This window comes from Stenotrophomonas sp. YJH_SMC_65 (assembly GCF_059369475.1).
On sequence record NZ_JCAFSR010000011.1, the window covers coordinates 15,238 to 39,088 of the forward strand.

Below are 23,851 nucleotides of genomic sequence, written 5' to 3' on the forward strand. Positions count from 1 at the left end.
TGCCGGGCCTTCTGCTGTGTCGATGTCCGCTGTGATGGCGGGCGCCGGTGGCCTAGGGTAGTGCCTGCTGCAGGTACGACTCGATGACGTAGCTGAAGGGCTGCTGCTGGCGATCGCGCAGCAGGGCGCGCACTTCCAGGATCACGCTGCGGTCGCCTTCGCCACGCGGTGGCCAGAAGGTCTGGTCAGCCAGTGTCTGGCGCTGGAAGCCGAGCGGGCCAACCACGCGGCCAAAGGGTTCGTCGGTGCTGTCCAGCACCTGGTTCATGGCCGGGCTGAGGTGGTCCGGCAGGTACCAGTTGTCGGCCTCGGAGAGTACGCGGCTGCCACAGACCAGCTGCACGCGGCGGTAGCGAAGGGCGGTGCCGGGTTTCGCACCCAGTGCCTGCAGCACGTCGGCCGGTGCTGTCTTGTCCTGGCCGTGTACACGCACCGCGCGCACCCGCGCCTGTTCGGCCAGGCCGTGTTCGGCGCACCAGTGTTCCAGGGTGGCGGTGGCGCTCTGCCCGGAAAGCACACGCTGGTGCAGCCGCTCGACCAGCGCCGCCGGGGCGATGCGCTGTTGGCCAGGCGGCGCCTGCAGCGGCGCGGTGGCGGCCGCATCAGTGGCGGACAGGCTGGCCATCGGGGCAGCAGCCAGCAGGGACGCGGCCTGCCAGCGGCGGAGACGATCGTGGCGGTCGGACGGGCCCATGCGGCATCACAGCGGAAACAGGTGCCTATGGTACCCGTTCAGGCGTGTGCACGGCGTGGCTGCGAGCCGCCGTCGCGGCGGCATTCATCGTTCTGATGAATGTATGGCATCCAGATATTTCGTTGGCCGATGGCAGTGCCAGCGCGCAGGATGGCGCCATGACTTGGCTTTCCGGGAGTTTCCGATGACGCTTCAGTTCGTCCATGGCGCGGTTGATCGCGAGGGCGCGCCGCTGCATTTTCACATCCACAACGGTCGTATCAGTGGTCTCAACGGTGATGCTGCGCCGCGCGAGGGTGCGGAACCCGTCGACTTGCAGGGCTGTGCCGTCCTGCCGGGCCTGGTCGACGGCCATATTCATCTCGACAAGAGCTTCTTCGGCGACCGCTGGCACCCGCATCAGCCGGTGAACAGCCTGCGAGAGCGGCTGGCGGTGGAGAAGGCCGCGGTGGCGGGCGCGGCGCCAATGGTGGACCGTGCCGAGGCCTTGATCCGCCAGTGCAGCCGCTTCGGCACGGTGGCGATGCGCTGTCACGTCGATGTCGACGGCAGCACCGGCATGCGTCATCTCGAAGCAGTGCGCGAGGCCGCGCTGCGCTGCGCCGACATCATGCGGATCCAGCTGGTGGCGTTCCCGCAGGCCGGGGTGATGTCCTGTCCGGGTACCGCCGCCGTGCTTGAGCAGGCCCTTGCAGCGGGCGTGGAGGTGCTGGGAGGCATCGATCCGACCACGCTGGATGGCGATGCTGAAGGCCAGCTGGCACTGCTGTTCGGCCTGGCCGAGCGCTATGGCGTGCGCCTGGACATCCACCTGCACGAGCCCGGCGAAACCGGACTGGCCCAGTTGCTGCGCATTGCCGCGCGGACCCGTGCCGCTGGCCTGCAGGGGCGGGTGGCGGTCAGTCATGCCTACTCGCTGGGCGACGTGCCGCTGGCGCGCGCGTTGCAGGTGGGCGAGGCGCTGGCGACGGCGGGCGTAGCGATCATGAGCAACGCGCCGGGTGATCATCCATTTCCGCCTTTGCGCGCACTGCATGATGCGGGCGTGCGCGTGTTCGCCGGCAACGACAACATCCGCGACTGCTGGTGGCCTTACGGCAACGGCGACCTGCTGCAGCGGGCGATGTTGCTGGGCTACCGTTCCGGCTTCTACACCGATGCCGACCTGATGCTGGCGCTGGACATGCTCACCACCCATGCCGCGCAGGTGATCGGCCTGCCGCAGCATGGCATTGCCGAAGGCCGGCCGGCGACCTTCGTGGCCGTGCGTGCCGACCATGGCCCGGCGGCCGTGGCCGGGGTGCCGGTGGAGCGCCGGGTGGTGGTTGACGGCCGCTGGTTGTAGATCCACGCCGTGCGTGGAGGGAGCCATCGCGTGGTCTCATTCATCCACGGATGGCATGGATCCATCTCGATGTGTCGTCAGGCGTAATCGTCGGCGCGGGTAGCGACGAACGCTTCCAGCCACGCCAGCAGGTGGGCGATGTCGATGACTTCGCCCTGTTCGACGCGCTTGAGCAGCAGTGTGCTGGCGCCGATCTGCAGGCTGCTGTCGGCATAACGCAGCACTGCATCGATGCCCCAGGCGCCGGTGACCTGCATCCAGGCCAGCCCCGGCACGCGCTGGGCCAGGGTGTCACCGAACGCCACGCCCAGCGCTTCCCAGCCATCGCAGTCGTCAGGCTCGATCAGCTCGGCATCGATCACGCGCTGCAGCGTGCTGGCCGCCAGCGGCCATTGCACCGGCAGCGTCGGGAAGCCGGCGGCGACGCGCGCGGCGATCAGCGAGCGCTGGTGCTGCAGGTGCGTCTGCAGGGCGGCGGGCAGGGGGTCGAAGCGGGCGGGGATTTCGTCGGACATGACACGATGCCGTGGAGCACGGAAACAGGGGGCACTCTAGCGGCAGAGCCGTGACTTCCGCGCGACAGGCGTGATCAGCTTTCGATGGTCAATGCGCGGATTTCGCTTCGGGGTCAGATCCGTTTCGGAAAACGGATCTGACCCCACGCGGGACGATGTTGCCGTCGCGGCTGCCGGCCAGCGGCCCACGCTACCGCAGTTGCAGTGGTCAATCCGGTTCGCGCTGCACCTGCCGCCACAGCTCGCTGGCCAGCGCGCGCACCGCATCGTCGGCGTCCGCACGATGCAGCAGGCCGATTTCGTAGTTGTCGATCACCGGCAGGTCGCGCTCACCATCGATGATGCGATGATCGCGGGCGACCGCGCGGCGGGGCAGCAGGCTGATGCCGATGCCATCGGCCACGGCGCCCTGGATGCCACTCAGCGACGAGCTGGTGAAGGCGATGCGCCAGCGCAGGCCCAGCGCTTCCACGGCGTGGATCATCTCGTCGCGGTACAGCCCGCGCGGCGGGAAGGTGACCAGCGGCAGCGGGTCCTGCTGCAGGCAGCTGCTGCGCAGGCTGTCGATCCAGTGCATCGGCTCGCGGCGGCAGTGCACCGCCTGACGGCTGTTGCGCCGCTGCTTGACCAGCACAAGATCCAGTTCACCGTGGTCGAAGCCGTGCGCCAGGTCGCGGCTGAGGCCGCTGCTGATTTCCAGCTTCACCTGCGGGTGACGGCGGCTGAAAGCGGCCAGCATGCGTGTGGTCTGCGCGTTGACGAAGTCCTCGGGGACACCGATGCGCACCGCGGTTTCCACGGTGGCGCCGGCCAGCGCCTGCGCCATTTCCTCGTTCAGGTCGAGCATGCGCCGCGCATAGCCGAGCAGGGTGTGGCCGGCGTCGGTGGGATGCACGTCGCGGTGGCCGCGCTCGAGCAGGCGATGCCCCGCCAGCTCTTCCAGGCGGCGCACCTTCTGGCTGACCGTGGACTGGGTCGAATGCAGGCGGGTGGCGGCCGTGGTGAAGCTGCCGCAGTCGGCCACCATCACCAGCGCCCGCAGCAGGTCCAGTTCGAACAGGGTTCTATTCGATTTGGCACTGTCTTGCATTTGAACATTTCACTTCTGGATACCCAGGCCGACTTCTACCATGCAGGGCAGGGGCCGGCAATGCCCGGCTGTTGCTACCGTCGCACGGCGTTCCGTGGCGACGGACATGAGGAGACACTGTCATGCGCGTCCATCATTCCGCTGGCTGGCCTGCGCCGTTCACGCGCGTGCTGCTGTTGTGCCTGCTGGCCATGGTCACCCCCGCCTGCACCGCCACGTCCCGGGCCGACGCAGACGCGCGCCTGCGGGATGCCGCCAGCCGCGGCGACGCCGATGCGGTGCGGCAGGCGATAGAGGATGGCGCCACGCTGGAGGCGCGCGATGGCCAGGGTCGCACGGCGTTGCTGCTGGCCACGCAGGGCAACAACTTGGATGCCGCGCGCGAGCTGATCGAAGCCGGTGCCGACGTCAATGCCAAGGATGTGTTGCAGGACAGCGCCTACCTGTATGCCGGCGCGCGCGGCCTGGATGAGATCCTGGCGATGACGCTGGCGCATGGCGCCGATCTGCGCAGTACCAATCGCTACGGCGGCACCGCACTGATTCCGGCCGCCGAGCGCGGCCATGTCGCCACCGTGCGCACGCTGCTGCGTGCCGGTGTGGCGGTCGATCATGTCAACCGCCTGAACTGGACCGCGCTGCTGGAAGCGATCCTGCTCGGCGATGGCGGTGCGCGCCACCTGCAGATCGTGCAGTTGCTGCTGGAGGCCGGTGCCGACCCGGAGCTGGCCGACGGCGACGGCGTGACGCCGCTGGCGCATGCGCGCCAGCGCGGCTATACCGGAATTGAGACCCTGCTGCGCCAGCACGGCGCGGTGCGCTGAATGCAAACCCCGTCCACCCGCACGCTGGGCGTGCCCATCAGGATGCTGTCCATGTTCCGTTCCCGTCCGTTGTCCCTTGCCATCCTCCTTGCGGTGGCACCGCTGTCGGCGTCTGCCGGCGAGCGCGCCGACCTGCTGATCCGCAATGCCACCGTGGTCGATGTCGAGCACGCCAGTACCCGGGCCGGGCAGAGCGTGGTGATCCGTGGCGAGGACATCGTCGCCGTCGGCCCGGACGCGCAGCTGCGCAGCCAATGGAGTGCGGCCCGCCAGATCGATGCCAAGGGCAAGTACCTGATCCCGGGCCTGTGGGACATGCACGTGCACTTTGGTGGTGGCCCGGCGCTGATCGAAGAGAACAAGGCACTGCTGCCGTTGTACATCGCGCACGGCATCACCACGGTGCGTGACTGTTCCGGCGACCTTCCCGAGCAGGTGCTGCAGTGGCGCGGGGAAATTGCCAAGGGCACGCTGTTCGGTCCGCGGCTGCTCAGCTCGGGCGCGAAGATCGAAGGCCTCAAGCCGGTCTGGAAGGGCACGATCGAAGTGGGCAGCAAGGCCGACGTCGACAAGGCGATCACCCGCCTGCAGCACGACAAGGTCGATTTCGTGAAGATCACCGACAGCACGCTGAAGCCGGAACTGTTCCTGTACTCGGCCAGTGCCGCGCGCAATGCCGGATTCAAGGCGTCGGGGCACATCCCGATGGCGCTGACCGTGGAGCAGGCGGTCGATGCCGGGCTGGCCTCGATCGAGCATCTGGACTACGCATTCAAGGCCGGGAGCAAGGACGAGGCGCAGATTGCCGGCGACTTCGGTGCCGGCCGCATCGACCGCGCCGAAGCCAACCGCCGCCTCGACGCCAGCTTCGACCGCGATACGGCGATGCGTGCCTACCGCGATTTCGCCAGGCGCGGCGTGTTCGTGACCCCGACCCTCAACGGTGGCCGCATCCTCGATTTCCTTGACCAGGATGACCACGCGAACGATCCGTACCTGGCTTACATCGGCCCGGGCCTGCGCGCGACCTACCAGTGGCGCGTTGAACGTGCCGCCAAGGCAACGCCAGCGCAGATCGAAGCGCGCCATGCGCAGTACCACCAGGTGGCCGCCGTGCTGCCGATGCTGCAGGAAGCCGGCGTGACGATCATCGCCGGCACCGATGCGGGCTTCCTCAACTCGTTCAACTTCCCGGGCATCGCCCTGCACCAGGAGCTGCAGCTGTTCGTGAAGGAAGGCTTGAGCGCGCCGCAGGCGCTGTCGGCGGCGACCCGTTCCGGCCCGGCCTGGTTCGGCCAGATGAATCGTTACGGGGGTGTTGCTCAAGGCAAGGCCGCCGATCTGGTGCTGCTGACCGCCAACCCGCTGCAGGACATTGCCGCCACCGAAAAGATCGACAGCGTGATCCTGCGTGGCAACGTGTATGACCGCGCCGCGCTGGACAAGATGTTGGCTGATACCAAGGCCAAGGTGGCGGCGTGGAATGCCGAGGCGGCGAAGACGCAGTGATCGACAGGGTCAGAGCCCTTCCCGGTGGGAAGGGATCCGACCCTATGGGGTTGGACGGAATCCACGCCATGCGTGGATGATGCGGCCAGTGACCTAACGCGGTGCCGGCCGCATTCCGTGCAGCTGCGGCAGTGCGGCCTTCATCGCATCGATGAAGGCGCGCAGCCGTGGCGGCTGCTGGCGCGCGGCGGGAAATACCACGTGTACCGGCAGCGCCGGCGCCTGCCAGTCCGGCAGCAGCTGCACCAGCCGCCCTTGTGCGAGGTCTCCGGCCACCAGCCAGGCCGAGACCACCGCTGCACCCAGCCCAGCACATGCGGCCTGTTGCACCACGAACAGGTTGTCGCTGAGCAGGCGCGGGCTGATCGAAAGGGTATGCGCACGCCCCTGCGCGTCATGCAGCAGCAGGCGTTCGCGGTAGTAGGTGACCAGTGAAATCCACGGCAGTGCCTGCGCCTGTTCTGGTGTGCTGATCGCGGTGGCCTGCACCAGCGAGGGCGCTGCCACGACGATGCGCGGCACTTCGGCGAGCGGCAGTGCGACCATGCGCGGTTCGTCGACCGGTCCCACCCGCACCGCGCAGTCGATGCCTTCGGCGATGAAATCCGGGCGGCGATCTTCCAGGATCCACTCCAGGCTCAGCTGTGGGTGCTGGGCGAGGAACGCGAGCATGGTCGGCAGCAGCTGCGCCTGGCCGAAGGCATGCGGCACCATCACCCGCAGGCGTCCGCGCAGCGTTTCCGGTTCGCCGTGCAGTTCGGCCTGCAGCGACTCCCATTCGTCGACCACGCGTTGCGCATGGCGCTGGCAGCGCAGGCCATCTTCGGTCAGCTGCAGGCCATGGGTGGAGCGCTGCAGCAGGCGCAGGCCGAGCTGCCGCTCCAGTGCCTGAAGGCGCCGGCTGACCGTCGGCTGGGTGGTGCCCAGCTGCACGGCGGCGGCAGACAGGCTGCCGGCATCGACGATGCGCAGGAAGGTGCGCAGCAGATCCAGGCGATCGGCGCCGGTGGCGAGGTCATTCATGCGTGTCACGTATGAAGTATATGTGCAGGAGCCTACTACAGACGCATGGCGAATACGGGCAGGATACGCCCACTTCCTCCACCGGACTCCCCCATGTCTACCCCTTCGCTGTCCGTCGTCGCACCCGCGAACGCGCCTTCCACCCCGCTGGTGCTGGCGATGGCGGCCGGCGCCGGCTTTTCGGTCGCCTCGCTGTACTACAGCCAGCCGATGCTGGGCCTGATCGCGCAGGACCTTGGCGCAGGTGAGCGCGCCGCCGGGCTGGTGCCGACCCTGACCCAGCTCGGCTACGCGCTGGGCATCCTGCTGCTGGCACCGTTGGGCGACCGCTTCGACCGCCGCCACCTGATCCTGTTGAAGTCCGCGCTGCTGGCGTTGGCACTGGGCGCCGCAGCGATGGCCGGGCACCTGCCGGGCCTGCTGATGGCCAGCCTGCTGGTCGGGCTGATGGCCACGCTGGCGCAGGACATCGTGCCGGCCGCTGCGGTGCTGGCGCCGGATGCACAGCGCGGCCAGATCGTCGGCCGGGTAATGACCGGCCTGCTGCTCGGCATCCTGCTGTCGCGCGTGGTCAGTGGCGTGGTGGCCGAGGCATGGGGTTGGCGCACGCAGTTCGTGCTGGCCGCGGTATCGGTGGCGGCGATGGGCGCAGTGATGGCGCGTGCGCTGCCGCGTTTCGCACCGACCAGCACGCTGCGCTATCCGGCGTTGCTGGGCTCGTTGCTGGCGTTGTGGCGCGAGCAGCCGCAGCTGCGCCGCGCGGTGGCGAGCCAGTCGTTGCTGGCGGTCGGCTTCAGCGCATTCTGGTCGACGTTGGCGCTGATGCTGCATGCCCGCCTGGGCCTGGGCAGTGCGGCGGCGGGTGCGTTCGGTATTGCGGGTGCGGCCGGTGCGCTGGCCGCACCGTTCGCAGGACGTTTCGCTGATCGCCTGGGTTGCCATGCCGTGGCGCGGTTGGCGATCGCGGTGGCGCTGCTGGGCTTCGGCCTGCTGCTGGCCGAAGCCTGGCTGCCGGCCGCCGCGCTGCTGCCGCTGCTGGTGGTGAGTGCGCTGCTGTTCGACTTCGGTTTCCAGTCGGCGCTGGTGGCGCACCAGACGCTGGTCTATGGCCTGGTGCCGCCGGCACGCAGCCGGCTCAACGCGCTGCTGTTCACCGGCATGTTCATCGGCATGGCCGCTGGCGGTGCGCTGGGCAGCCTGGCGCTGGCGCAGTGGGGGTGGCACGGCGTGGCCTGGCTGGCGGTGATGTGCGCGGGCGGCAGTCTGCTGCTGCGTTTGAAGTAGGGGGGGTGTTCGGCAGGGCTTGCAGCCCTGCACCTGCGGTAGTGCCGGCCGCTGGCCGGCAACAGCGCAAACAGCGCAAACAGCGGATTTTCAGTAGCCTTCGACAGGTTCCTGCGGTCTGTTGGAACGGCTCTTGGGGTCAGATCCGTTTTCCGAAGGAAAACGGATCTGACCCCTGATTGATTTCGATATCTGACAGAAGTGTCGACCAAGGTCGACACCTACCAAACGCCATCGGAATCCGTCAGAGGTGGGGCGGTGTCGGAGTGCGGGGTGTCAGCCGCATGGATGCGGCTGCCAAGCTTGCAGGGACGTACTTGCAGCGTCCCCGCAGTCCGACACCGCCCCGCCATCCCACGGAATCCATGCTGTTGCTGTTGCTGTTGCTCCAGCCCGTAGCGGGTGCAGGGCTGCAAGCCCTGCCGAACAACCCCCTAATCGTGACCGCTGTCGTCCAGGCTGATGATGCCGCGCCGCAGCGCCTGGGTCACCGCATGCGTGCGATCGCCCACGCCCAGCTTGTCCATCAGGCTCTTCATGTGCGCCTTCACCGTCTGCTCGGAAATCTGCATGCGCTCGCCGATGCGCTTGTTCGACAGGCCACCGGCCACATGCCGCAGCACCTCGGTCTCGCGCGGCGACAACCGGTCCTCCACCACATGTGCGGCAATGCTCGCAGCGACTGCCGGTGGTATCGGTGCGCGCCGGCCGCCAGCGACCATGCGGATCGTATCGACCAGCTCGTGGCGCAGCATGTCCTTCAACAGGTACGCACTGGCGCCGGCCTGCAGCGCCCGTACCGCACGCACGTCACCGCGATAGGTGGTCAGCACGATGATGCGCGCACGCGGGTCCATCGCGCGGATCCGCACGATGGCTTCCACACCATCCAGGCGTGGCATCTGCAGGTCCATCAGCACCACGTCCGGCTGCAGCTGCTGATAGCGCTCGATGGCTTCCTCGCCATCGGCGGCCTCGCCGAGCAGGCGCAGGTCGGAATGGGCGCCCAGCAGCGCGGCCAGGCCGTCACGCAGCAGCGGGTGGTCGTCGACCACCAGCACGCCGATCGGGGCAGGGGACTCAGTCATGGTGGCTTCTACTCCAGGGCCAGCGCCAACGCGATGGGCGGCGGTGATACAGGCGACGGGCGGGAACCGCCAGCGCGACTTCAGTGCCCAGCCCGGGGCGGGTCCACAGCCGCAGCTCCGCGCCGAGGCGCTGCGCGCGCTCACGCATGCCCTGCAGGCCCCAATGGCCATGCCCGGCATTTTCGTCGGCGATGCCGACGCCATCGTCGCGCACGTGCAGCAGGAAGCACCGCGCGCCGTAGGACAGCTCTACCTCGATGGCGCTGGCATTGGCGTGGCGCAGTGCATTGCGGATGGCCTCGCGGCCGATCAGGAACACCTCCTCGGCGGCATCGGCCTGCAGCGGTGGTGTTGCGCCTTCCACAGTCAGGCGCAGCGGATTGGTGCCGTGCCCGGCGTATTCGGCGTGAACATCGGCCAGCGCCGAAGCGAGGTCGCGGCCCGCGAAAGGACCGTCGCGCAGTGCGTTGACCCGCTCCCGGCCCTCGGCCAGGTTGCGTTCGGCCAGCTGCATCGCCGATTCCAGCTGGCCGCGCACCCTGTCCGGGGTCTGCGGCGACTGGCTGATCGCGTGCAGCCGCAGGATCAGGCCCTGGCTGCCCTGCAGCAGCGTGTCGTGCAGGTCGCGGGCAATGCGTTCGCGTTCGCCATGGCGTTCCTGCAGGCGCGCACGGAACAGTGCAGCCAGCTGCCCGCTGCGGATGCGCACCGCCAGGACCAGCAGCGCAAGCACCGCGGCGGCGCACAGCAGCTTGAACCACAGGGTCTGCATGAAGGTAGGGGCGATGCGGAAGGTGCGGCTGGCGGGTGCAGTGCTCCAGATGCCGTCTTCGTTGGCGGCTTCCACCTCGAACCGGTAATTGCCCGGTGCGAGGTTGGTGTAATACGCGCGCGTGCTGCTGCCGGCATCCTGCCAGCCGTCGTCGACCCCGGACAGGCGATAGCGGTAGCGGTTGCGCTCCGGGCGCGCCAACGACAGCGCCACGTAATCGATCTGCAATTGGCTGGTGCCGGCCGGAAGGCGCAGGCCATCGCGCAGTGGCTGGTGTTCACTGCCGTACAGCACTTCGCCGATGCGCACGCTGGGCGCCATGGTGTTGACGTGCGAGCGGGTGGTGTCCAGCCAGGCCAGGCCCTGGTTGGTGGCCAGCCACAACAGGCCATCGTTGGCCAGTGCAGTGGTGGCGATCGGTCCGCTCTGCAGGGCGATGCCCGGCATGCCATCCACCGCATCGAACAGGCGGGGCGTCACCGGCTGCCGGCTGCGCAGTGCGCGCCGCAGCTGATCGCTCCCGAGCCGGACCAGGCCACGACTGCCATTGAGCCAGAGGTAGCCATTCGCATCGGCCACCATGCCGGTGATGCCTTCCATGACGCCGGCCATGTCGGTGCTCACCTGAACGAACCGGCCATTGCCCGGGCGCACGGCCAATCCGACCTCGCCGGCTACCAGCAGGAGGTCCTGATGATCGAGTACCGCCGTGATCGGCCCGACCGACAGGCCGTGGCTGGCGTCGAAGGTTTCGATCTGCGTCGCCCCCATGCGGCGCAGCCGGCCGTCTGCATAGCCGAGCAGCAGCTGGCCGTTGGCATCCAGCGCCAGTGACGAGCAGGCCTGTTCGGGCAGGCGGCGTTCGCGTTGCCACTGGCCCTGCTGGTAGTGCAGCACCCCCCGTTCGCCGGTGCAGACCCAGGCCTGTTCGTCGTCGGGGAACAGCAGGGCATGCAGTGGTTGCCCGGTGAACGGCGCAGGCAGCGGAATCCGCGTGGTGCGGCCGGCCACGGTGCGCGCAAGGTTGACCCAGTCGAACTGCCAGATCGGGGCAGCTGCCTGGCGCGCGGCGGCCTGCAGCTGCGTGGCGCTGCCATCGAGCAGGGTGCGCTCGAGGTCGTAGGGCTTGAGGTCTTCGCCATAGCCATACACATGGCCATCGCTGGCCCGCACCAGCGAGCGGTAGGGATCACTGGGACCAACCGCCAGCGTGTGCACGCTGCGCGCGCGGAAGCGGTTGAGGCCGAGATTGGTGCCGACCCAGAGATTGCCTTCGCGATCAACGATGATCGGCACGGCCGAGGTGGCGGTCAGCCCGTGCGGCGAATCGAAGCGCTCCATGCGTATGGCGCGGTCGCCATCGAAGGTGACCCGGGCGACACCGCCATGCGGGCTCATCGTTGCCCACAGCGCGCCATCGGCAGTGAACTGCAGGCGCGCCGCCACCAGCTCCGGCAACCGCCGTGCCTCGCGCTCGCTGTCCGGCAGCAGGCCTCGTGCGTTGGCCAGCGGCGACGTACCGCGCACGCGGTCGGCCAGCCACACTTCCCCCTGCGGACTTTCGGCCAGCGTCGCCATCTGCGAAACGGCGATGCCGGTGTCCTTGAAGGCCGCCTGGCCGGCCGCGCGCACCCAGATCTTCAGGTCGGCCAGTACCCAGAAGGTGCCGCGGCTGTCGTGCAGCAGCCATTGCACGCGATGTTCCGGCACCCCCATGCCAGCGGGCAGCGGCTGCCAGCGTTGGCCAGTGAACTGGCGTAGTCCACCATTGATCGCGGCCCACAGCCGGCCGTCACGGTCCTGGCTGAAGTGTGGCACCACACCCACCGGCACGCCCTGGTCGCGGCCGTAGTTGTGCAGCTGGCCGCGCGCAAACTGACTGATGCCGGCCTGGAAGTAGCCGATCCACAGTGCATCGTCGCGGCCCCGCGCAAGGGTGACCATGTTGGTGGACGGGAAATGGCTGCCCGCGGGAGCGGCCTGGCGTTCAAAGCGACGACCGTCGAAGCGGTACAGCCCTGAGCCGGTGGCCAGCCACAACAGGCCATCGCGGTCCTGGGTGATGTCCCAGATGTCACCGGGGGCGCCCTGGCCGACGCGCCAGGCCGTGTGCTCGTAATCGGGCAACCCGCCGCTCACCGGCGGGCGCTGCACGGCAAGGGCGGGCAGGGCGGTCAACAGCAGCAGGCAGGTCAGCAGCGTCCGCAGGTGACGTTGCAACGGGAAGGGGCGGCCACGCATGGCGCGCATTCTGGCAGGTGCGGGGCAGTCCGGGGTGACCCGAACGGGGTAGGCAGTGGCCGCCGTGGTCGGCTATCACGCCGGCATGACCCCTGGAGCCCGGCCATGCAGCGCCTGTTCGTGATGTTCCCTGATCGCGGTCCGGGCATCGGCCTGCTGTGGCTGCGGCTGTGCCTGGCCGCCGCGCTGTGCGCGCCTGGCACGCATGCTGGTTGGGGGGCGGTGCTGTGCGGGCTGGCGGCGGCCATGCTCGTGCTGGGCGTGTTGACGCCGCTGGCGACCCTGATGGCAGCCGCGACCATGTTCGCGCAGCAGGCACCCTGGCCGCTGGTGGCGTTGCCTGCGGCGCTGCTGATGCTGGGGCCGGGCGCCTACTCGGTGGATGCGCGCTTGTTCGGGCGCCGCCTGCTCGGCCGTCGGCCTCCCCCATTCGGGTAGGTGCCGGCCTCGACCGACGGGGGTAGGGCATCGTGCGCCGGCCACGCACCATGGGCCACCCCCTCGCGGCGCCCCGCATGGCCACCGTCAGTCCGTCCGATCCGTCCGCCACCCCGCTTGCCCCGCAGCAGGCCGCCGCACTGCAGCGCGCCCTGCGCTATGTCGATGAGCACCTGTCGCAGCCGCTGCGGGTGACAGAGCTGGCGCAGGCTGCCTGTGTCAGCCGCTTCCACCTGGTGCGCCTGTTCCGTAGCGGCACCGGTGCCAGCCCGCTGCGCTACGTGCGCCGCCGCCGCATCCAGCGTGCCTGCCAACTGCTGCCCAGCGCGCAGCTGCCGATGGCGTGCCTGGCCCAGAAGCTGGGCTTCTTCGACCAGAGCCATTTCGTCCGCAGCTTCCGCGCCGAGACCGGCTGCAGCCCCGGCCAGTATCGGGCCGGCGATGCGGCCCTGCTGCTTCCCCCTGATCACGTTTCCCACGGAGTCCACCCATGAGCCTTGCCACCGCCACGCCCGCCCCGGCCCTGCTGTCGCCCACCGACCATGCCCTGGTGCTGATCGACTTCCAGTCGCAGATGGCATTTGCTACCCACACGATCGACATCTCCGCGCTGCGCAACAACGTGTCGCTGATCAGCAAGGGGGCCAAGGGGTTCAACGTGCCGGTCGTGTTGACCACGGTGGCCGAGACGTCATTCTCCGGCCCGATGTTCCCGGAACTGCCGCAGATCTTCCCGGGCCAGCCGGTGTTCGACCGCACTTCGATGAATACCTGGGAAGACCAGCCGGTAATCGATGAGATCAACCGCATCGGCAAGCGCCGGCTGGTTCTTGCCGGCCTGTGGACCAGTGTCTGCATCGTGGGTCCGGCGCTGTCGGCGCTGGCGCAGGGCTTCGAGGTCCACGTGATCACCGACGCCTGTGGCGATGTCAGCGAAGAAGCGCACGAGCGTGCGATCACCCGCATGGTGCAGGCCGGCGCGGTGCCGATGACCAGCGTGCAGTACCTGCTTGAACTGCAGCGTGACTGGGCACGCGGTGAAACCTACGACCTGACCACCGGCATCGCCCGCGACCACGCCGGCGGCTATGGCATCGGCATCCAGTACGCCAAGCGCATGTTCGGCGCGCAGGAAGGCGGGCACTGAGCATGCTGGCCGGCCACGGCCACGGCCACGGCCTCGACCTGGCCCTGCTGATGCTGCGGGTGGCGGCAGGCGGCTTCCTGCTGCCGCACGCGCTGGGCAAGCTGTTTGGCTGGTTCGGCGGACCGGGGCTGGCCGGCTTCGCCACCGAGCTGCGCGGTTTCGGGCTGCCGGCAGTGGCGCCGTTGCCGCTGCTGTTGTCCCTGCTGCAGGTGCTGTCCGGGCTGGCCGTGCTGCTGGGCTGGCAGACCCGCATCGCCGCGCTTGCCGCCGCTGCCTTCATCGGCTTCACCGTCCTGTTGGCCTTGCCCAGGGGCTGGTTCTGGATGCGCGGCGGCAGTGAGTACCCGCTGATGTGGGCCACGGTGCTGCTGGCCATCGCCCTGGCCGGGCCGGGGGCCTGGGCGCTGGACGGTCCACGACTTCCGGGAGCTTTCGCATGAGTCACGATCCCTTCGACCACGGCCGCCGCAACGTGGTGCTGGCCAGCGGTGCCGCGGTTGCGCTCGGCCTGGCCGGTCGCGCCGCTGCCGCACTCGATTCCACTTCCAAGGAGCGTCGCATGAGCACGCTGGTCATCCGCAATGCCCGCATCACCACACTCGACCCGCAGCAGCCGCACGCGCAGGCGCTGGCCGTTCAGGAGGGCCGCATCGTCGCTGTCGGCAGCGATGAGGAGATCATGCGCGGCTGGGGCAATGAAGCGACCCTGATCGACGCGCAGGGCCGGCGCCTGCTGCCCGGCCTAAACGACAGCCATACCCATCTGATCCGCGGTGGCCTGAACTACAACCTGGAGCTGCGCTGGGACGGTTTGCGCTCGCTGGGCGACGCGCTGGACATGTTGAAGGCCCAGGTCGACCGCACCCCGGCACCGCAGTGGGTGCGAGTGGTCGGTGGCTTCACCGCCGCACAGTTCAACGAGAAGCGCCTGCCGACGCTGCAGGAGCTCAACGACATTGCGCCGGATACGCCGGTGTTCCTGCTGCACCTGTATGACCGCGCGCTGCTCAACCGCGCCGCGCTGCGCGCCTGCGGCTACAGCAAGGACACGCCGGATCCACCGGGCGGGCAGATCGTGCGTGACTCGCTGGGCAACCCGACCGGGCTGCTGCTGGCCAAGCCCAACGCGCTGATCCTGTATGCGACGCTGGCCAAGGGGCCACGCCTGCCGATCGAGTACCAGGCGAACTCGACGCGCCACTTCATGCGCGAACTGAACCGGCTCGGCATCACCTCGGTGATCGACGCTGGCGGTGGTTTCCAGAACTACCCCGAGGACTACCAGGTCATCGAGCAGCTGCATCGCGATGACCAGCTGACGGTGCGCATCGCCTACAACCTGTTCACCCAGAACAAGGGCAAGGAAGTGGACGACTTCCGCGGCTGGAGCGAGATACTGCAGCCGCGCCAGGGCGATGACCTGCTGCGCCACAACGGCGCTGGCGAAATGCTGGTGTTCTCCGCGGCCGACTTCGAGCTGTTCAACGAGCCGCGCCCGGAACTGCCGCCTGAGCTGGAACCGGAACTGCACGATGTGGTGAAACTGCTGGTCGAGAAGCGTTGGCCGTTCCGCATCCACGCCACCTATGACGAGAGCATCACCCGCATCCTCGATGTGTACGAACAGGTCAACCGCGAGGTGCCGTTCGATGGCCTGCACTGGTTCATCGACCACGCCGAGACCATCACCCCGCGCAACATCGAACGCATCCGCGCGCTGGGCGGCGGCATCGCCGTGCAGCACCGCATGGCCTACCAGGGCGAAGCCTTCGTCGAGCGCTATGGTGTGCAGGCGGCGCGGCACACGCCGCCGGTCAAGCGCATGCTGGCCGAAGGCGTGCCGGTCGGTGCCGGTACCGATGCCACCCGCGTGGCCAGCTACAACCCGTGGGTGGCGTTGTCCTGGCTGGTGACCGGGCGCACCGTGGGCGGGCTGGCCCTGTATGGCGATGAGAACCTGCTCGAGCGCGAACAGGCGCTGCGCCTGTGGACCCAGGGCAGCGCCTGGTTCTCCGGCGACGAAGCGGTGAAGGGCACGCTGAAAGCTGGCCAGCTGGCTGATTTCATCCTGCTCTCGGCCGACTTCTTCCGCGTTGATGACGCGCAGATCGCCGACATCACCAGCCTGCTGACCGTGGTCGGCGGCCGCATCGTGCACGCCGACGGCGACTACGCCGGCCTGGCGCCGCAGCTGCCGCCGGCGATGCCGGACTGGTCGCCGGTCAACCGCTTCGGTGGCTACCACGTCGGCGGTGCTGCCACCGGATTGGCCGCCGCCCATCGCCACCATCACGGTGTCGCCTGCAGCACCCACGGCGCGCACGGGCATGCGGCCCGGCATGCGGCACCCACCGATGACCTGACCGCGTTCTGGGGCGCGATGGGATGCTCGTGCTTCGCCTTCTGAGCCTGGCGCTGCTGGCCATGCCATGGATGGCGCTGGCCTGTGACACCGGCCGCTGCACCGACATGGGCGCCGGGCAACTGCAATGGGACGCCTCGCTGCGCTTCAGGGGGATGTACTACGACCCGGCCCGGTTCGGTATCGGCGGCAGTGAAGACGGCTACGGTCTGCTGCGTGCACTGGCGTCGGCCACGTATGTCGAGGACAACTGGCAGGCACGGGTGCAGCTGGGCGTGCATGCCGAGAATGGCAAGGCAGGTGGACCCGGCCGCACCGACCGCAGCGCGCTGGACGTGCAGCAGGCGTACTGGCGCTGGCAGCGCGGTGGCTTCCATCTGCAACTCGGCCGGCAGGAAGCCGGCTATGGCAGCTCGCGGCTGTTGTCGGTGCGCGATGGGCCGAACATCCGGCTGGCATTCGATGGTGCCCGTGCAGGCTGGAAAGGCCGCCTCGGCACGCTGGACCTGATGGCGCTGCGACCGCTGGAGAACCGACCCGGCGCCTTCGATGACCGCGGCGAACGCGGTGCCCACTTGTGGGGCGCGTATGCGACTACCGCGCGTGGTCGTGGCCCAGGCCAATGGGATCTGTACCTGCTGGACTACCGTCGCGACGGCGCGCGCTTTGCCGCCGGCAGCGGCACCGAACGTCGGCAGACCCTGGGCGCGCGCTGGTTCGGCCAGGCTGGTGCACTGGACTGGAACAGCGAGCTGGTGGCGCAGGGCGGTGAACTGCGAACGACCGCCGGCACGCTCGCTATCCACGCCTGGACGCTGGCCACCGATACGGGGTGGCGCTGGACGGACCTGCCGCTGCAGCCGCGTCTGGGGCTGAAGGCCGACATCGCCAGTGGCGATGGCAATCTGCACGACGGCCGCCTGGGCACCTTCAATGCCTTGTTCCCGAAGTCGGCCTATTTCAGCGAGGCCAGCCTGCTGGCCCCGGCCAACCTGATGGACGTCCAGCCGACCCTGACACTGCGCCTGCACGACGCGCTGACCACGGAACTGGGCGTACAGATGGCCTGGAAGCATCGTCGCGCCGATGCGGTCTACACCACGCCGGCACCGCTGGTGGCGTTGCCGGGCAGCGCCGGCGGCGCGCGCCGCATCGGCACGCAGTACAAATCCGAAACCCGCTGGCAGGCCAGCGAACACTGGCAATGGCAGCTGCAGCTGGCCTGGGTCGATGCCGGGCCTGCACTGAAGCAGGCCGGCGGCCGGGACACGCTGTTCGCCTCGATCGTTGGAGCATGGCAATGGTGAACGCAACCGCGTCGCAACCCCCCGCCCAGGCCGCAGGCGCCTGGTCCCCACTGAAGATCCAGATGTTCCGCTCGATCTGGCTGGCGATCCTGGCCAGCAACATCGGCACCTGGGTCAACGACGTGGCCGCCGCCTGGGTGATGGCCGAACGTACCGGCTCGCCGTTGATGGTGGCCCTGGTGCAGTCGGCCACCACCGTGCCGATCGTGCTGCTGGCACTGGCCGCCGGAACCCTGGCCGACATCGTTGATCGCCGCAGGTACCTGCTGGCCACCCAGGGCTGGATGCTGCTGGTCGCCGCCGTGATGGCGGCGCTGACCGCGATGGACATGCTGACCCCGCAGCTGCTGGTGCTGCTGACCTTCTGCATGGGCTGCGGTGCGGCGATGGCGATGCCGGCGCAGGCCGCTATCGTGTCCGAACTGGTGCCGCAGCCGATGCTGGCCTCGGCGGTGGCGCTGAACTCGATCGGCATCAACATCGCGCGCTCGATCGGCCCGGCCATCGGCGGCGTGATCGTCGCCCAGCTCGGTGCGGTCTGGGCCTTCGGCTTCAACGCCATCACCTTCGCCGCGATGCTGTTCGTGGTGTGGGGCTGGAAGCGCGACCCGAAGCAGTCCAGCCTGCCGCCGGAAGGCTTCGGTGCGGGCCTGAAAGCGGGCCTGCGCTATGCCAGCCGCGCCGGGCGGTTGCAGGCGGTGCTGATCAAGTCGGTCGGCTTCTTCTTCTTCGCCGCAGCGATGAATGCGTTGCTGCCGGTGGTGGTGCGTGGGCAGATGCAGGGCGGGGCGGGCCAGTACGGCATGCTGCTCGGCTGCATCGGCATCGGTGCGGTGGGGGGTGCGCTGCTGCTGCCGAAGCTGCGCGTTCAGCTGGATCGCGACCTGCTGGTGCTGCTGGCGACCCTGTCGCTGGCCATGAGCCTGGTCGGGCTGGCGCTGACCCGAAGCTGGTACGTGCTGCCGCTGGTGATGCTGGTCAATGGCTTTGCCTGGATCACCGTGCTGTCGTCGCTGCAGATCGCGGCGCAGACCGCAGTGCCGGCGTGGGTGCGTGCGCGTGCGCTGGCGCTGTACATCATGGTGTTCTCTGCCGGCATGGCCGCCGGCGGCCTGAGCTGGGGCGCACTGGCTCAGCGCACCTCGCCGGAGCTGGCCCTGCTGGTGGCTGCCGCGGGTGCGGTCATCGGCGGGTTGCTGGTGTGGCGCGTGCGCATCGCCGGCACCGAAGACCTGAACCTGCGTCCGGCGGGGCACTGGCCAGCCCCCGAACTGTCGGTACCGGTATCCAATGATCGAGGCCCGGTGCTGGTGACCATCGAGTACCGCATTGACGATGCTGATCGCGCCGCGTTCCAGGCGCAGATGCGCGCACTGGGCACCATCCGCCGCCGCGATGGCGCCGTGGTCTGGGGCGTGGTCGAGGATGTGGCCACCCCGGGCATCCACCTGGAGTATTTCGTGACCCCGTCGTGGCTGGAGCACCTGCGCCAGCACGAACGCATCACCGCCGACGACAGGGCGATCCAGGAAGTGCTGCGCGGATTGCATCGCGGTGAGCGTGCGCCGGTGGTGCGCCACTTCGTGGGTGGGCATGACCCGCTGCCTGCCGCTGTGCCGCATCACCACACCGACATCTGAAAAAAAAGGGGACGGAGGGGATTAAGTCGTTTGTGCACAAACGACTTAATCCCCTCCGTCCCCTTTTTGCGATCGAAGGGGCGGCGGCACCGTTACAGTGCCGCCGCGGCGCATCAACTGCGCGCGAACGCCAACAGGTCGGCGTTGAACTGCTCGGCGTGGGTGATGGTCAGGCCGTGCGGGGCACCGGCGTATACCTTCAGTTCGGCATTCTTGATGATCTGCGAGGAGAGCTTGGCCGAGGCATCGAACGGGACGATCTGGTCGTCATCACCGTGCACGACCAGTGCCGGCACGTCGATCTTCTTCAGGTCTTCGGTGTAATCCACTTCCGAGAATTCGTGCACGCAGTCGTACTGGCCCTTGACGCCACCGAGCATGCCCTGCAGCCAGAACGCATCACGCATGCCCTGGGTGACCGTGTTGCCATCGCGGTTGGCGCCGAAGAACGGGGTGGTCAGGTCCTTGAAGAACTGCGAACGGTCGCCGCCGGTGCCCTTGCGGATGCCGTCGAAGACCTCCAGCGGGGTGCCGGCCGGGTTGTCAGCGGTCTTGAGCATCAGCGGCGGCACGGCGCCGACCAGCACCACCTTGGCCACGCGCGTGCTGCCGTGGCGGCCGATGTAGTGGGCCACTTCGCCGCCGCCGGTGGAATGGCCGACCAGGATCGCGTCCTTCAGGTCCAGCGCCTCGATCACTGCAGCCAGATCGTCGGCGTAGGTGTCCATGTTGTTGCCGTCCCAGGTCTGGCTGGAACGGCCGTGGCTGCGGCGGTCGTGGGCGATCACGCGGTAACCGTTCTGGCCCATGAACAGCATCTGCGGGTCCCAGGCATCGGACGACAGCGGCCAGCCGTGGGCGAACACGATCGGCTGGCCGTTGCCCCAATCCTTGTAGAAGATGCGGGCGCCGTCGGCGACGGTGACGAAGTTGCTCATTGCAGGTTCCTTGGCGGAAGGGAGGGAAGGCACCGGCAGGCTGCCGGTGCCTTCGGCAGTACAGCGCAGGTGCCGGCGACGGACTTGCACCGCTGTGCTGGATTGCAGAGGATGTGACGCATATCGCTCTGGCGGGACCCGAGTCGCGCGCCGAGGATGTCCGCAGCCCGCCTGTGGAATGCCCGGATGCCCGCCACGCGATGGTCCCTGCTGTTGTGCCTGCTGTTGTGCCTGCTGTTGCCGATGGCCGCGCCGGCTCAGACCAATGTCTACAAATGCGTGGATGGACCGCATCCGGTCTACCAGCAGACACCCTGCCAGGGCCGGGCGGCGTGGCGCTGGGATGTCCCGGCGGAGCAGTCATTGTCCCGTGGGGCGGTGGTTCCCGCAGTCACGCCATCGAAGCCGTCGCGTCGCCCGCGTCGTGCCGTCCGGGCGCAGGGCGCATTGATCACGATCAATACGGATGCGGCGGCCTGCGAGCGTGTGCGCCGCCAGCGCGGACAGGCGCTGCTCAAACGTCGGCGGTTGGATTTCGTGCAGCGCCGGCAGCTGGATGACGCGGTCTACGACGCCTGCCAGTGAAGTGGTGCACTGAAGCGCCGAAAACAACAACGGCGCCCTGGGGCGCCGTCGTGTGCAATGCCGTGAGTGCAGCTCTCAGCGGCCGTCGCTGGTGGCGGCCGGTGCCGGCGAGGGCACGCTGTCCGGCTTGGGCAGGCTCAACTCCGGGTTGCCCTGTTCGGCCTGCAGGATCTGGATGCGGCGCTGCAGGGCGTCCAGCTGGCTGTTGGTGCTCTGCACATCGGTGCTGAGGCTGACTGCCTGCTGCTGGGCCTGCTGCAGGGCGGCGCTGACCTGCGCCGACTGTGCCTGCTGCTGTTCCATTTCCTGCTGCAGGGTGCGCAGGCGTTCTTCGTTGTAGGCCACCAGGCGCTCGGTGTAGCGCTTGCCGGCTTCCAGGCGCGTGGTGTCGATGTAGACCTGGGCCAGCTGCTCGGACTGCTGCGCGAAGGTGCGGTAGACACGTTCGGCGTTGTCCACCGCATCGGTCTTGATCACCCGCCAGAAGTTCTTCTCCTGGAACAGGGCGACGTAGTAGGTCAGGGTATTGGCGTTGAACAGCAGGCTGGCGCCGTAGTTGCCGTTGTAGGTGGTGCGCAGCTCGGTCAGCTGGCGCGAATCCATCAACTGCTTGAGCTCGTCCACGGTATTGCGCACCACCGGCGCGCTGCGCGCCGGTTCGGCTGCAGCCTCGCGGTCGCCACGCGCGGCCATCGCCGCCGGTGCCACCAGCATCATCGCCACGGCCAGCACTGCTGCGTTGCGCGCGTGCCGGGCGAAGACCGCGCCCCCTGAAGTTTCTCGCATGTCTAGACCATCCACGGATGAGTGTGGGTTGAGATGAAGGTGGTTCCCCGCCGGGAGTCTAGCATGGGCGCGGGCGCCGCCAAGGGCGGCGGTCACGGCGCGATTTCAATAGACCAGCTGTGCCGCGCTGCACTGGATCGACTGCACGTTGACGTCGGTCCGGCCCAGTTCCAGGCCCAGCACGCTGGCCAGCAGGTTGGTCAGCAGAGTGCCGACACTGTTGAGCACCGGTCGCAGTGCGGCCAGGATCGGCTTCAGCACGGTGCACAGCAGGCCGCTGCAGCTGACGCTTCCGTCCGGGTTGGCGACGCCGCTGCCACCGGCGCCATCGAGGAAACCCGCCGGCGCGGTCTGGATGTACGACGCCAGGTTGTTGCGTACGCAGCCGTTGTAGTCGATCAGGTTGCCGAGCAGGCTGTCGCAGCGGTTGATCAGCAGGCCGCCGACCAGCGAGCCGAGCAGGCCATCGAGCAGGCCCAGGCCCTGGCCGGTGACGGTCGTCCTGTAACCGGTCCACACCGAACCGTCTTCCCAGCAGGTGGTCAGGCCCAGCAGGCAGGGCTTGGGGACGCCATTCTTCACCGTCCAGTTGCCCAGCGGGGCGAGGTTGCGTGCCGGATCGCCATCGCGCAGCAGCGGGATGACCTGGTCGACGTTGTAGCGTCCGCCAGTGGGAAAGGCCGCCTGCAGGTAACGATCGGCCAGCGCCTTGGCCGTGTCGTTGGCACTCATGCCCTGCTTGGGCGAGCTGAGCATGCCCGACAGCACCCGCAGCAGCTCGTTGACCAGGCTCGACACTGCGTCACCGATCGCGAGCGGATTGATCCGGGTCGAGCCGGTCTCGCCCGCAGCCAGGGTCAGGTTCTGTGAGCCGGTGAGGGCGGGCAGGGTGATCCTGTCGTTGATCAGCGGCTGGCCCAGCAGCTTCAACAGCTGTTCGTTCTGCAGCGTGGCGTCGCAGACATTGGCCTTGGAGAATCGCTGTGCGGGGTCGACGTTGCCGACGCAGGCACGCAGCACCGATGAATCGACCTGGATGGTGGCCTTGGGGGGACTGCCGCCGCACTGGATGCCGGTCAGGGTACCCATGCCGTTGGCCACGTCGACGTGCAGCGGCAGGTGCAGGCGCGTGCCGAGCAGGTTCAGCAGCGGCCCAAGCGCGAACAGGTTGTTGCTGTCCACGTCCACCATCAGCCGCACCTGCGCATTGTAGGCGCGGGTGCCGACGCCGCCGATGGCGATCGACGGCGGCTCGACCACGCCGCCCTGGATGTTGATGCCCAGCAGGTCCAGCCCCTTGATCGTCACGCCGTTGCCATCGTTGGCGATGGAGATGGCGGTGCTGATCAGGTTGAGCACGTTGATCTTCGATTCCAGTGCGCTGCCGACGGTGCCGTCGGGTGAGACAACTTCCGCGAACAGCCCGCCGCCGCCGGCCTGGCTGCCGAGCACGATGTTGAGCTTGTTGATGTCCAGCTGGGTGGCGACCAGGTCGGACAGGGCGCGCAGCTGCACGCCCACCGTCGAGTCACGGCCGACCACGGTGGCGGTGGCATCGACCAGTTGCGCCAGCGAGATCTTGTTGACCGACAGCAGGCGGTTGAAATCGGCCACGCTGAGGTTGGCGCTCACCGGGATGTTGAGTGCCTTCAGCAGGCCGGATGGGGTGACGTTGGCCTGCGCCAGACCGTCATAGGACAGCACCGTGGCATTGCTGACATCCAGGCCGACCAGGCGCAGGGTCGACAGCAGTACGGAATCGCCATTGGTACGCAGCAGCTGCGAGCCCACCGCGAACACCGCCGTGGGCTCCGAGCGGCGGGCGACCGCCTGCACGCTGACGGTCGGCAGGCTGGGGTTCTGGCCGAAGAAGGGCAGCACGCTGCGCTCGGCGATCACCTGCACCGCATTGCGCGGGTTGCTGGCATCAACGCTGGTGACGAAACGGTTGCTGGTACCGCGGCCGGCACTCCAGTTGCCGCAGCGGACCTGCAAGGTGCCTGCGAACCTGTTCTGGGCCAGTGCGCTTTGCCGGGCGGCGCTGTTGTCGCTGTTGTCCGCGCTGCACAACTCCAGTCGCTGCGCGCCGGCCAGTGCGGCCAGATCGGCAACCTTCTGCGCATCGCGCTTGGCCCAGAACAGATAGCCGATCTCGATCAGGCCCAGCATCGCCAGCAAGGCCAGCATGACCAGCATCATGGTGACCGACATGCCGCCGCGTGCGCGGCCGAAACTGAACTGGCGTGGGCGTTTCATGGCCTAC

General features: G+C 68.3%; 22 protein-coding genes. 12 read left to right on the forward strand and 10 right to left on the reverse strand.

From position 1 onward, the window contains the following. Nucleotides 1–52: 52 nt before the first annotated feature. Both AC5P7A_RS18055 and AC5P7A_RS18060 read right to left on the reverse strand, forming a co-directional pair. On the reverse strand, nucleotides 53–694 hold the full coding sequence (locus tag AC5P7A_RS18055) for a hypothetical protein (protein ID WP_049440926.1): 642 nt from the start codon (nucleotides 692–694) through the stop codon (nucleotides 53–55). Between the two features lie 25 nt (nucleotides 695–719). Continuing rightward, nucleotides 720–1,055, reverse strand: coding sequence for a hypothetical protein (locus tag AC5P7A_RS18060; RefSeq protein WP_495220452.1), 336 nt, complete (start codon nucleotides 1,053–1,055; stop codon nucleotides 720–722). Between AC5P7A_RS18060 and AC5P7A_RS18065 the strand changes: the two genes are divergently transcribed. Further along, a complete protein-coding gene (locus AC5P7A_RS18065; RefSeq protein WP_495220450.1) occupies nucleotides 939–2,039 on the forward strand; it encodes an amidohydrolase family protein in 1,101 nt (366 codons plus the stop codon). The genes AC5P7A_RS18060 and AC5P7A_RS18065 overlap by 117 nt on opposite strands. A gap of 77 nt (nucleotides 2,040–2,116) precedes the next feature. Here the strand turns inward: AC5P7A_RS18065 and AC5P7A_RS18070 are convergent, their stop codons facing one another. Further along, nucleotides 2,117–2,554: a DUF3806 domain-containing protein gene (locus tag AC5P7A_RS18070; protein WP_495220424.1), complete on the reverse strand. Its 438-nt coding sequence runs from the start codon at nucleotides 2,552–2,554 to the stop codon at nucleotides 2,117–2,119. Between the two features lie 208 nt (nucleotides 2,555–2,762). Beyond that, nucleotides 2,763–3,644 carry a LysR substrate-binding domain-containing protein gene (locus tag AC5P7A_RS18075; protein ID WP_046431153.1) on the reverse strand — a complete coding sequence of 294 codons (882 nt, stop codon included), beginning with the start codon at nucleotides 3,642–3,644 and terminating at the stop codon, nucleotides 2,763–2,765. A 122-nt stretch (nucleotides 3,645–3,766) separates the two neighbouring features. Here AC5P7A_RS18075 and AC5P7A_RS18080 point away from each other — a divergent pair, with 122 nt between their 5' ends. Continuing rightward, the gene (locus AC5P7A_RS18080; RefSeq protein WP_495220425.1) at nucleotides 3,767–4,468 is read left to right on the forward strand and encodes an ankyrin repeat domain-containing protein; all 702 of its coding nucleotides are present in this window, start codon (nucleotides 3,767–3,769) and stop codon (nucleotides 4,466–4,468) included. Nucleotides 4,469–4,519: 51 nt separating this feature from the next. Then, nucleotides 4,520–5,977: an amidohydrolase family protein gene (locus AC5P7A_RS18085; RefSeq protein WP_111205577.1), complete on the forward strand. Its 1,458-nt coding sequence runs from the start codon at nucleotides 4,520–4,522 to the stop codon at nucleotides 5,975–5,977. 93 nt (nucleotides 5,978–6,070) lie between these two features. Here the strand turns inward: AC5P7A_RS18085 and AC5P7A_RS18090 are convergent, their stop codons facing one another. Beyond that, complete coding sequence (locus tag AC5P7A_RS18090; RefSeq protein WP_014647478.1) at nucleotides 6,071–7,000, reverse strand: LysR family transcriptional regulator; 930 nt, start codon at nucleotides 6,998–7,000, stop codon at nucleotides 6,071–6,073. 93 nt (nucleotides 7,001–7,093) lie between these two features. On the opposite strand from AC5P7A_RS18090, the gene AC5P7A_RS18095 reads away from it, so the two are divergent. After that, nucleotides 7,094–8,284: an MFS transporter gene (locus AC5P7A_RS18095; RefSeq protein WP_014647477.1), complete on the forward strand. Its 1,191-nt coding sequence runs from the start codon at nucleotides 7,094–7,096 to the stop codon at nucleotides 8,282–8,284. A 434-nt stretch (nucleotides 8,285–8,718) separates the two neighbouring features. On the opposite strand, the gene AC5P7A_RS18100 is transcribed toward AC5P7A_RS18095, so the two are convergent. Together AC5P7A_RS18100 and AC5P7A_RS18105 are read right to left on the reverse strand one after the other, a co-directional pair. Then, nucleotides 8,719–9,372 carry a response regulator gene (locus AC5P7A_RS18100; protein WP_014647476.1) on the reverse strand — a complete coding sequence of 218 codons (654 nt, stop codon included), beginning with the start codon at nucleotides 9,370–9,372 and terminating at the stop codon, nucleotides 8,719–8,721. After that, nucleotides 9,365–12,394 carry a sensor histidine kinase gene (locus tag AC5P7A_RS18105; protein ID WP_495220426.1) on the reverse strand — a complete coding sequence of 1,010 codons (3,030 nt, stop codon included), beginning with the start codon at nucleotides 12,392–12,394 and terminating at the stop codon, nucleotides 9,365–9,367. The genes AC5P7A_RS18100 and AC5P7A_RS18105 overlap by 8 nt, the downstream gene beginning before the upstream one ends. 96 nt (nucleotides 12,395–12,490) lie before the next feature. On the opposite strand from AC5P7A_RS18105, the gene AC5P7A_RS18110 reads away from it, so the two are divergent. The 7 genes from AC5P7A_RS18110 (at nucleotide 12,491) to AC5P7A_RS18140 (ending at nucleotide 19,279) form a co-directional block, all read left to right on the forward strand. Beyond that, a complete protein-coding gene (locus AC5P7A_RS18110; RefSeq protein ID WP_046431144.1) occupies nucleotides 12,491–12,823 on the forward strand; it encodes a hypothetical protein in 333 nt (110 codons plus the stop codon). Nucleotides 12,824–12,900: 77 nt separating this feature from the next. Further along, entirely contained in the window at nucleotides 12,901–13,317 is a 417-nt protein-coding gene (locus AC5P7A_RS18115; protein WP_495220427.1) for a helix-turn-helix transcriptional regulator, read from the forward strand. Then, complete coding sequence (locus AC5P7A_RS18120; protein ID WP_014647472.1) at nucleotides 13,314–13,970, forward strand: hydrolase; 657 nt, start codon at nucleotides 13,314–13,316, stop codon at nucleotides 13,968–13,970. The genes AC5P7A_RS18115 and AC5P7A_RS18120 overlap by 4 nt, the downstream gene beginning before the upstream one ends. Nucleotides 13,971–13,972: 2 nt before the next feature. Next, nucleotides 13,973–14,410: a DoxX family protein gene (locus tag AC5P7A_RS18125; RefSeq protein WP_053495060.1), complete on the forward strand. Its 438-nt coding sequence runs from the start codon at nucleotides 13,973–13,975 to the stop codon at nucleotides 14,408–14,410. Between the two features lie 119 nt (nucleotides 14,411–14,529). Continuing rightward, nucleotides 14,530–16,377: an amidohydrolase gene (locus tag AC5P7A_RS18130; protein WP_180835401.1), complete on the forward strand. Its 1,848-nt coding sequence runs from the start codon at nucleotides 14,530–14,532 to the stop codon at nucleotides 16,375–16,377. After that, complete coding sequence (locus AC5P7A_RS18135) at nucleotides 16,356–17,639, forward strand: alginate export family protein (protein ID WP_481453769.1); 1,284 nt, start codon at nucleotides 16,356–16,358, stop codon at nucleotides 17,637–17,639. Before AC5P7A_RS18130 ends, AC5P7A_RS18135 begins: the two co-directional genes overlap by 22 nt. Further along, nucleotides 17,633–19,279: an MFS transporter gene (locus tag AC5P7A_RS18140; protein ID WP_197574546.1), complete on the forward strand. Its 1,647-nt coding sequence runs from the start codon at nucleotides 17,633–17,635 to the stop codon at nucleotides 19,277–19,279. Before AC5P7A_RS18135 ends, AC5P7A_RS18140 begins: the two co-directional genes overlap by 7 nt. A 113-nt stretch (nucleotides 19,280–19,392) precedes the next feature. On the opposite strand, the gene AC5P7A_RS18145 is transcribed toward AC5P7A_RS18140, so the two are convergent. Further along, the gene (locus AC5P7A_RS18145) at nucleotides 19,393–20,217 is read right to left on the reverse strand and encodes an alpha/beta fold hydrolase (protein WP_134809004.1); all 825 of its coding nucleotides are present in this window, start codon (nucleotides 20,215–20,217) and stop codon (nucleotides 19,393–19,395) included. Nucleotides 20,218–20,403: 186 nt separating this feature from the next. Here AC5P7A_RS18145 and AC5P7A_RS18150 point away from each other — a divergent pair, with 186 nt between their 5' ends. Continuing rightward, nucleotides 20,404–20,802 carry a hypothetical protein gene (locus AC5P7A_RS18150; protein ID WP_495220428.1) on the forward strand — a complete coding sequence of 133 codons (399 nt, stop codon included), beginning with the start codon at nucleotides 20,404–20,406 and terminating at the stop codon, nucleotides 20,800–20,802. A gap of 75 nt (nucleotides 20,803–20,877) precedes the next feature. Here AC5P7A_RS18150 and AC5P7A_RS18155 read toward each other — a convergent pair whose 3' ends face one another. Together AC5P7A_RS18155 and AC5P7A_RS18160 are read right to left on the reverse strand one after the other, a co-directional pair. Beyond that, nucleotides 20,878–21,588, reverse strand: coding sequence for a DUF2968 domain-containing protein (locus AC5P7A_RS18155; protein WP_014647465.1), 711 nt, complete (start codon nucleotides 21,586–21,588; stop codon nucleotides 20,878–20,880). Between the two features lie 105 nt (nucleotides 21,589–21,693). Beyond that, complete coding sequence (locus tag AC5P7A_RS18160) at nucleotides 21,694–23,844, reverse strand: TadG family pilus assembly protein (RefSeq protein WP_495220429.1); 2,151 nt, start codon at nucleotides 23,842–23,844, stop codon at nucleotides 21,694–21,696. Nucleotides 23,845–23,851 lie beyond the last annotated feature (7 nt).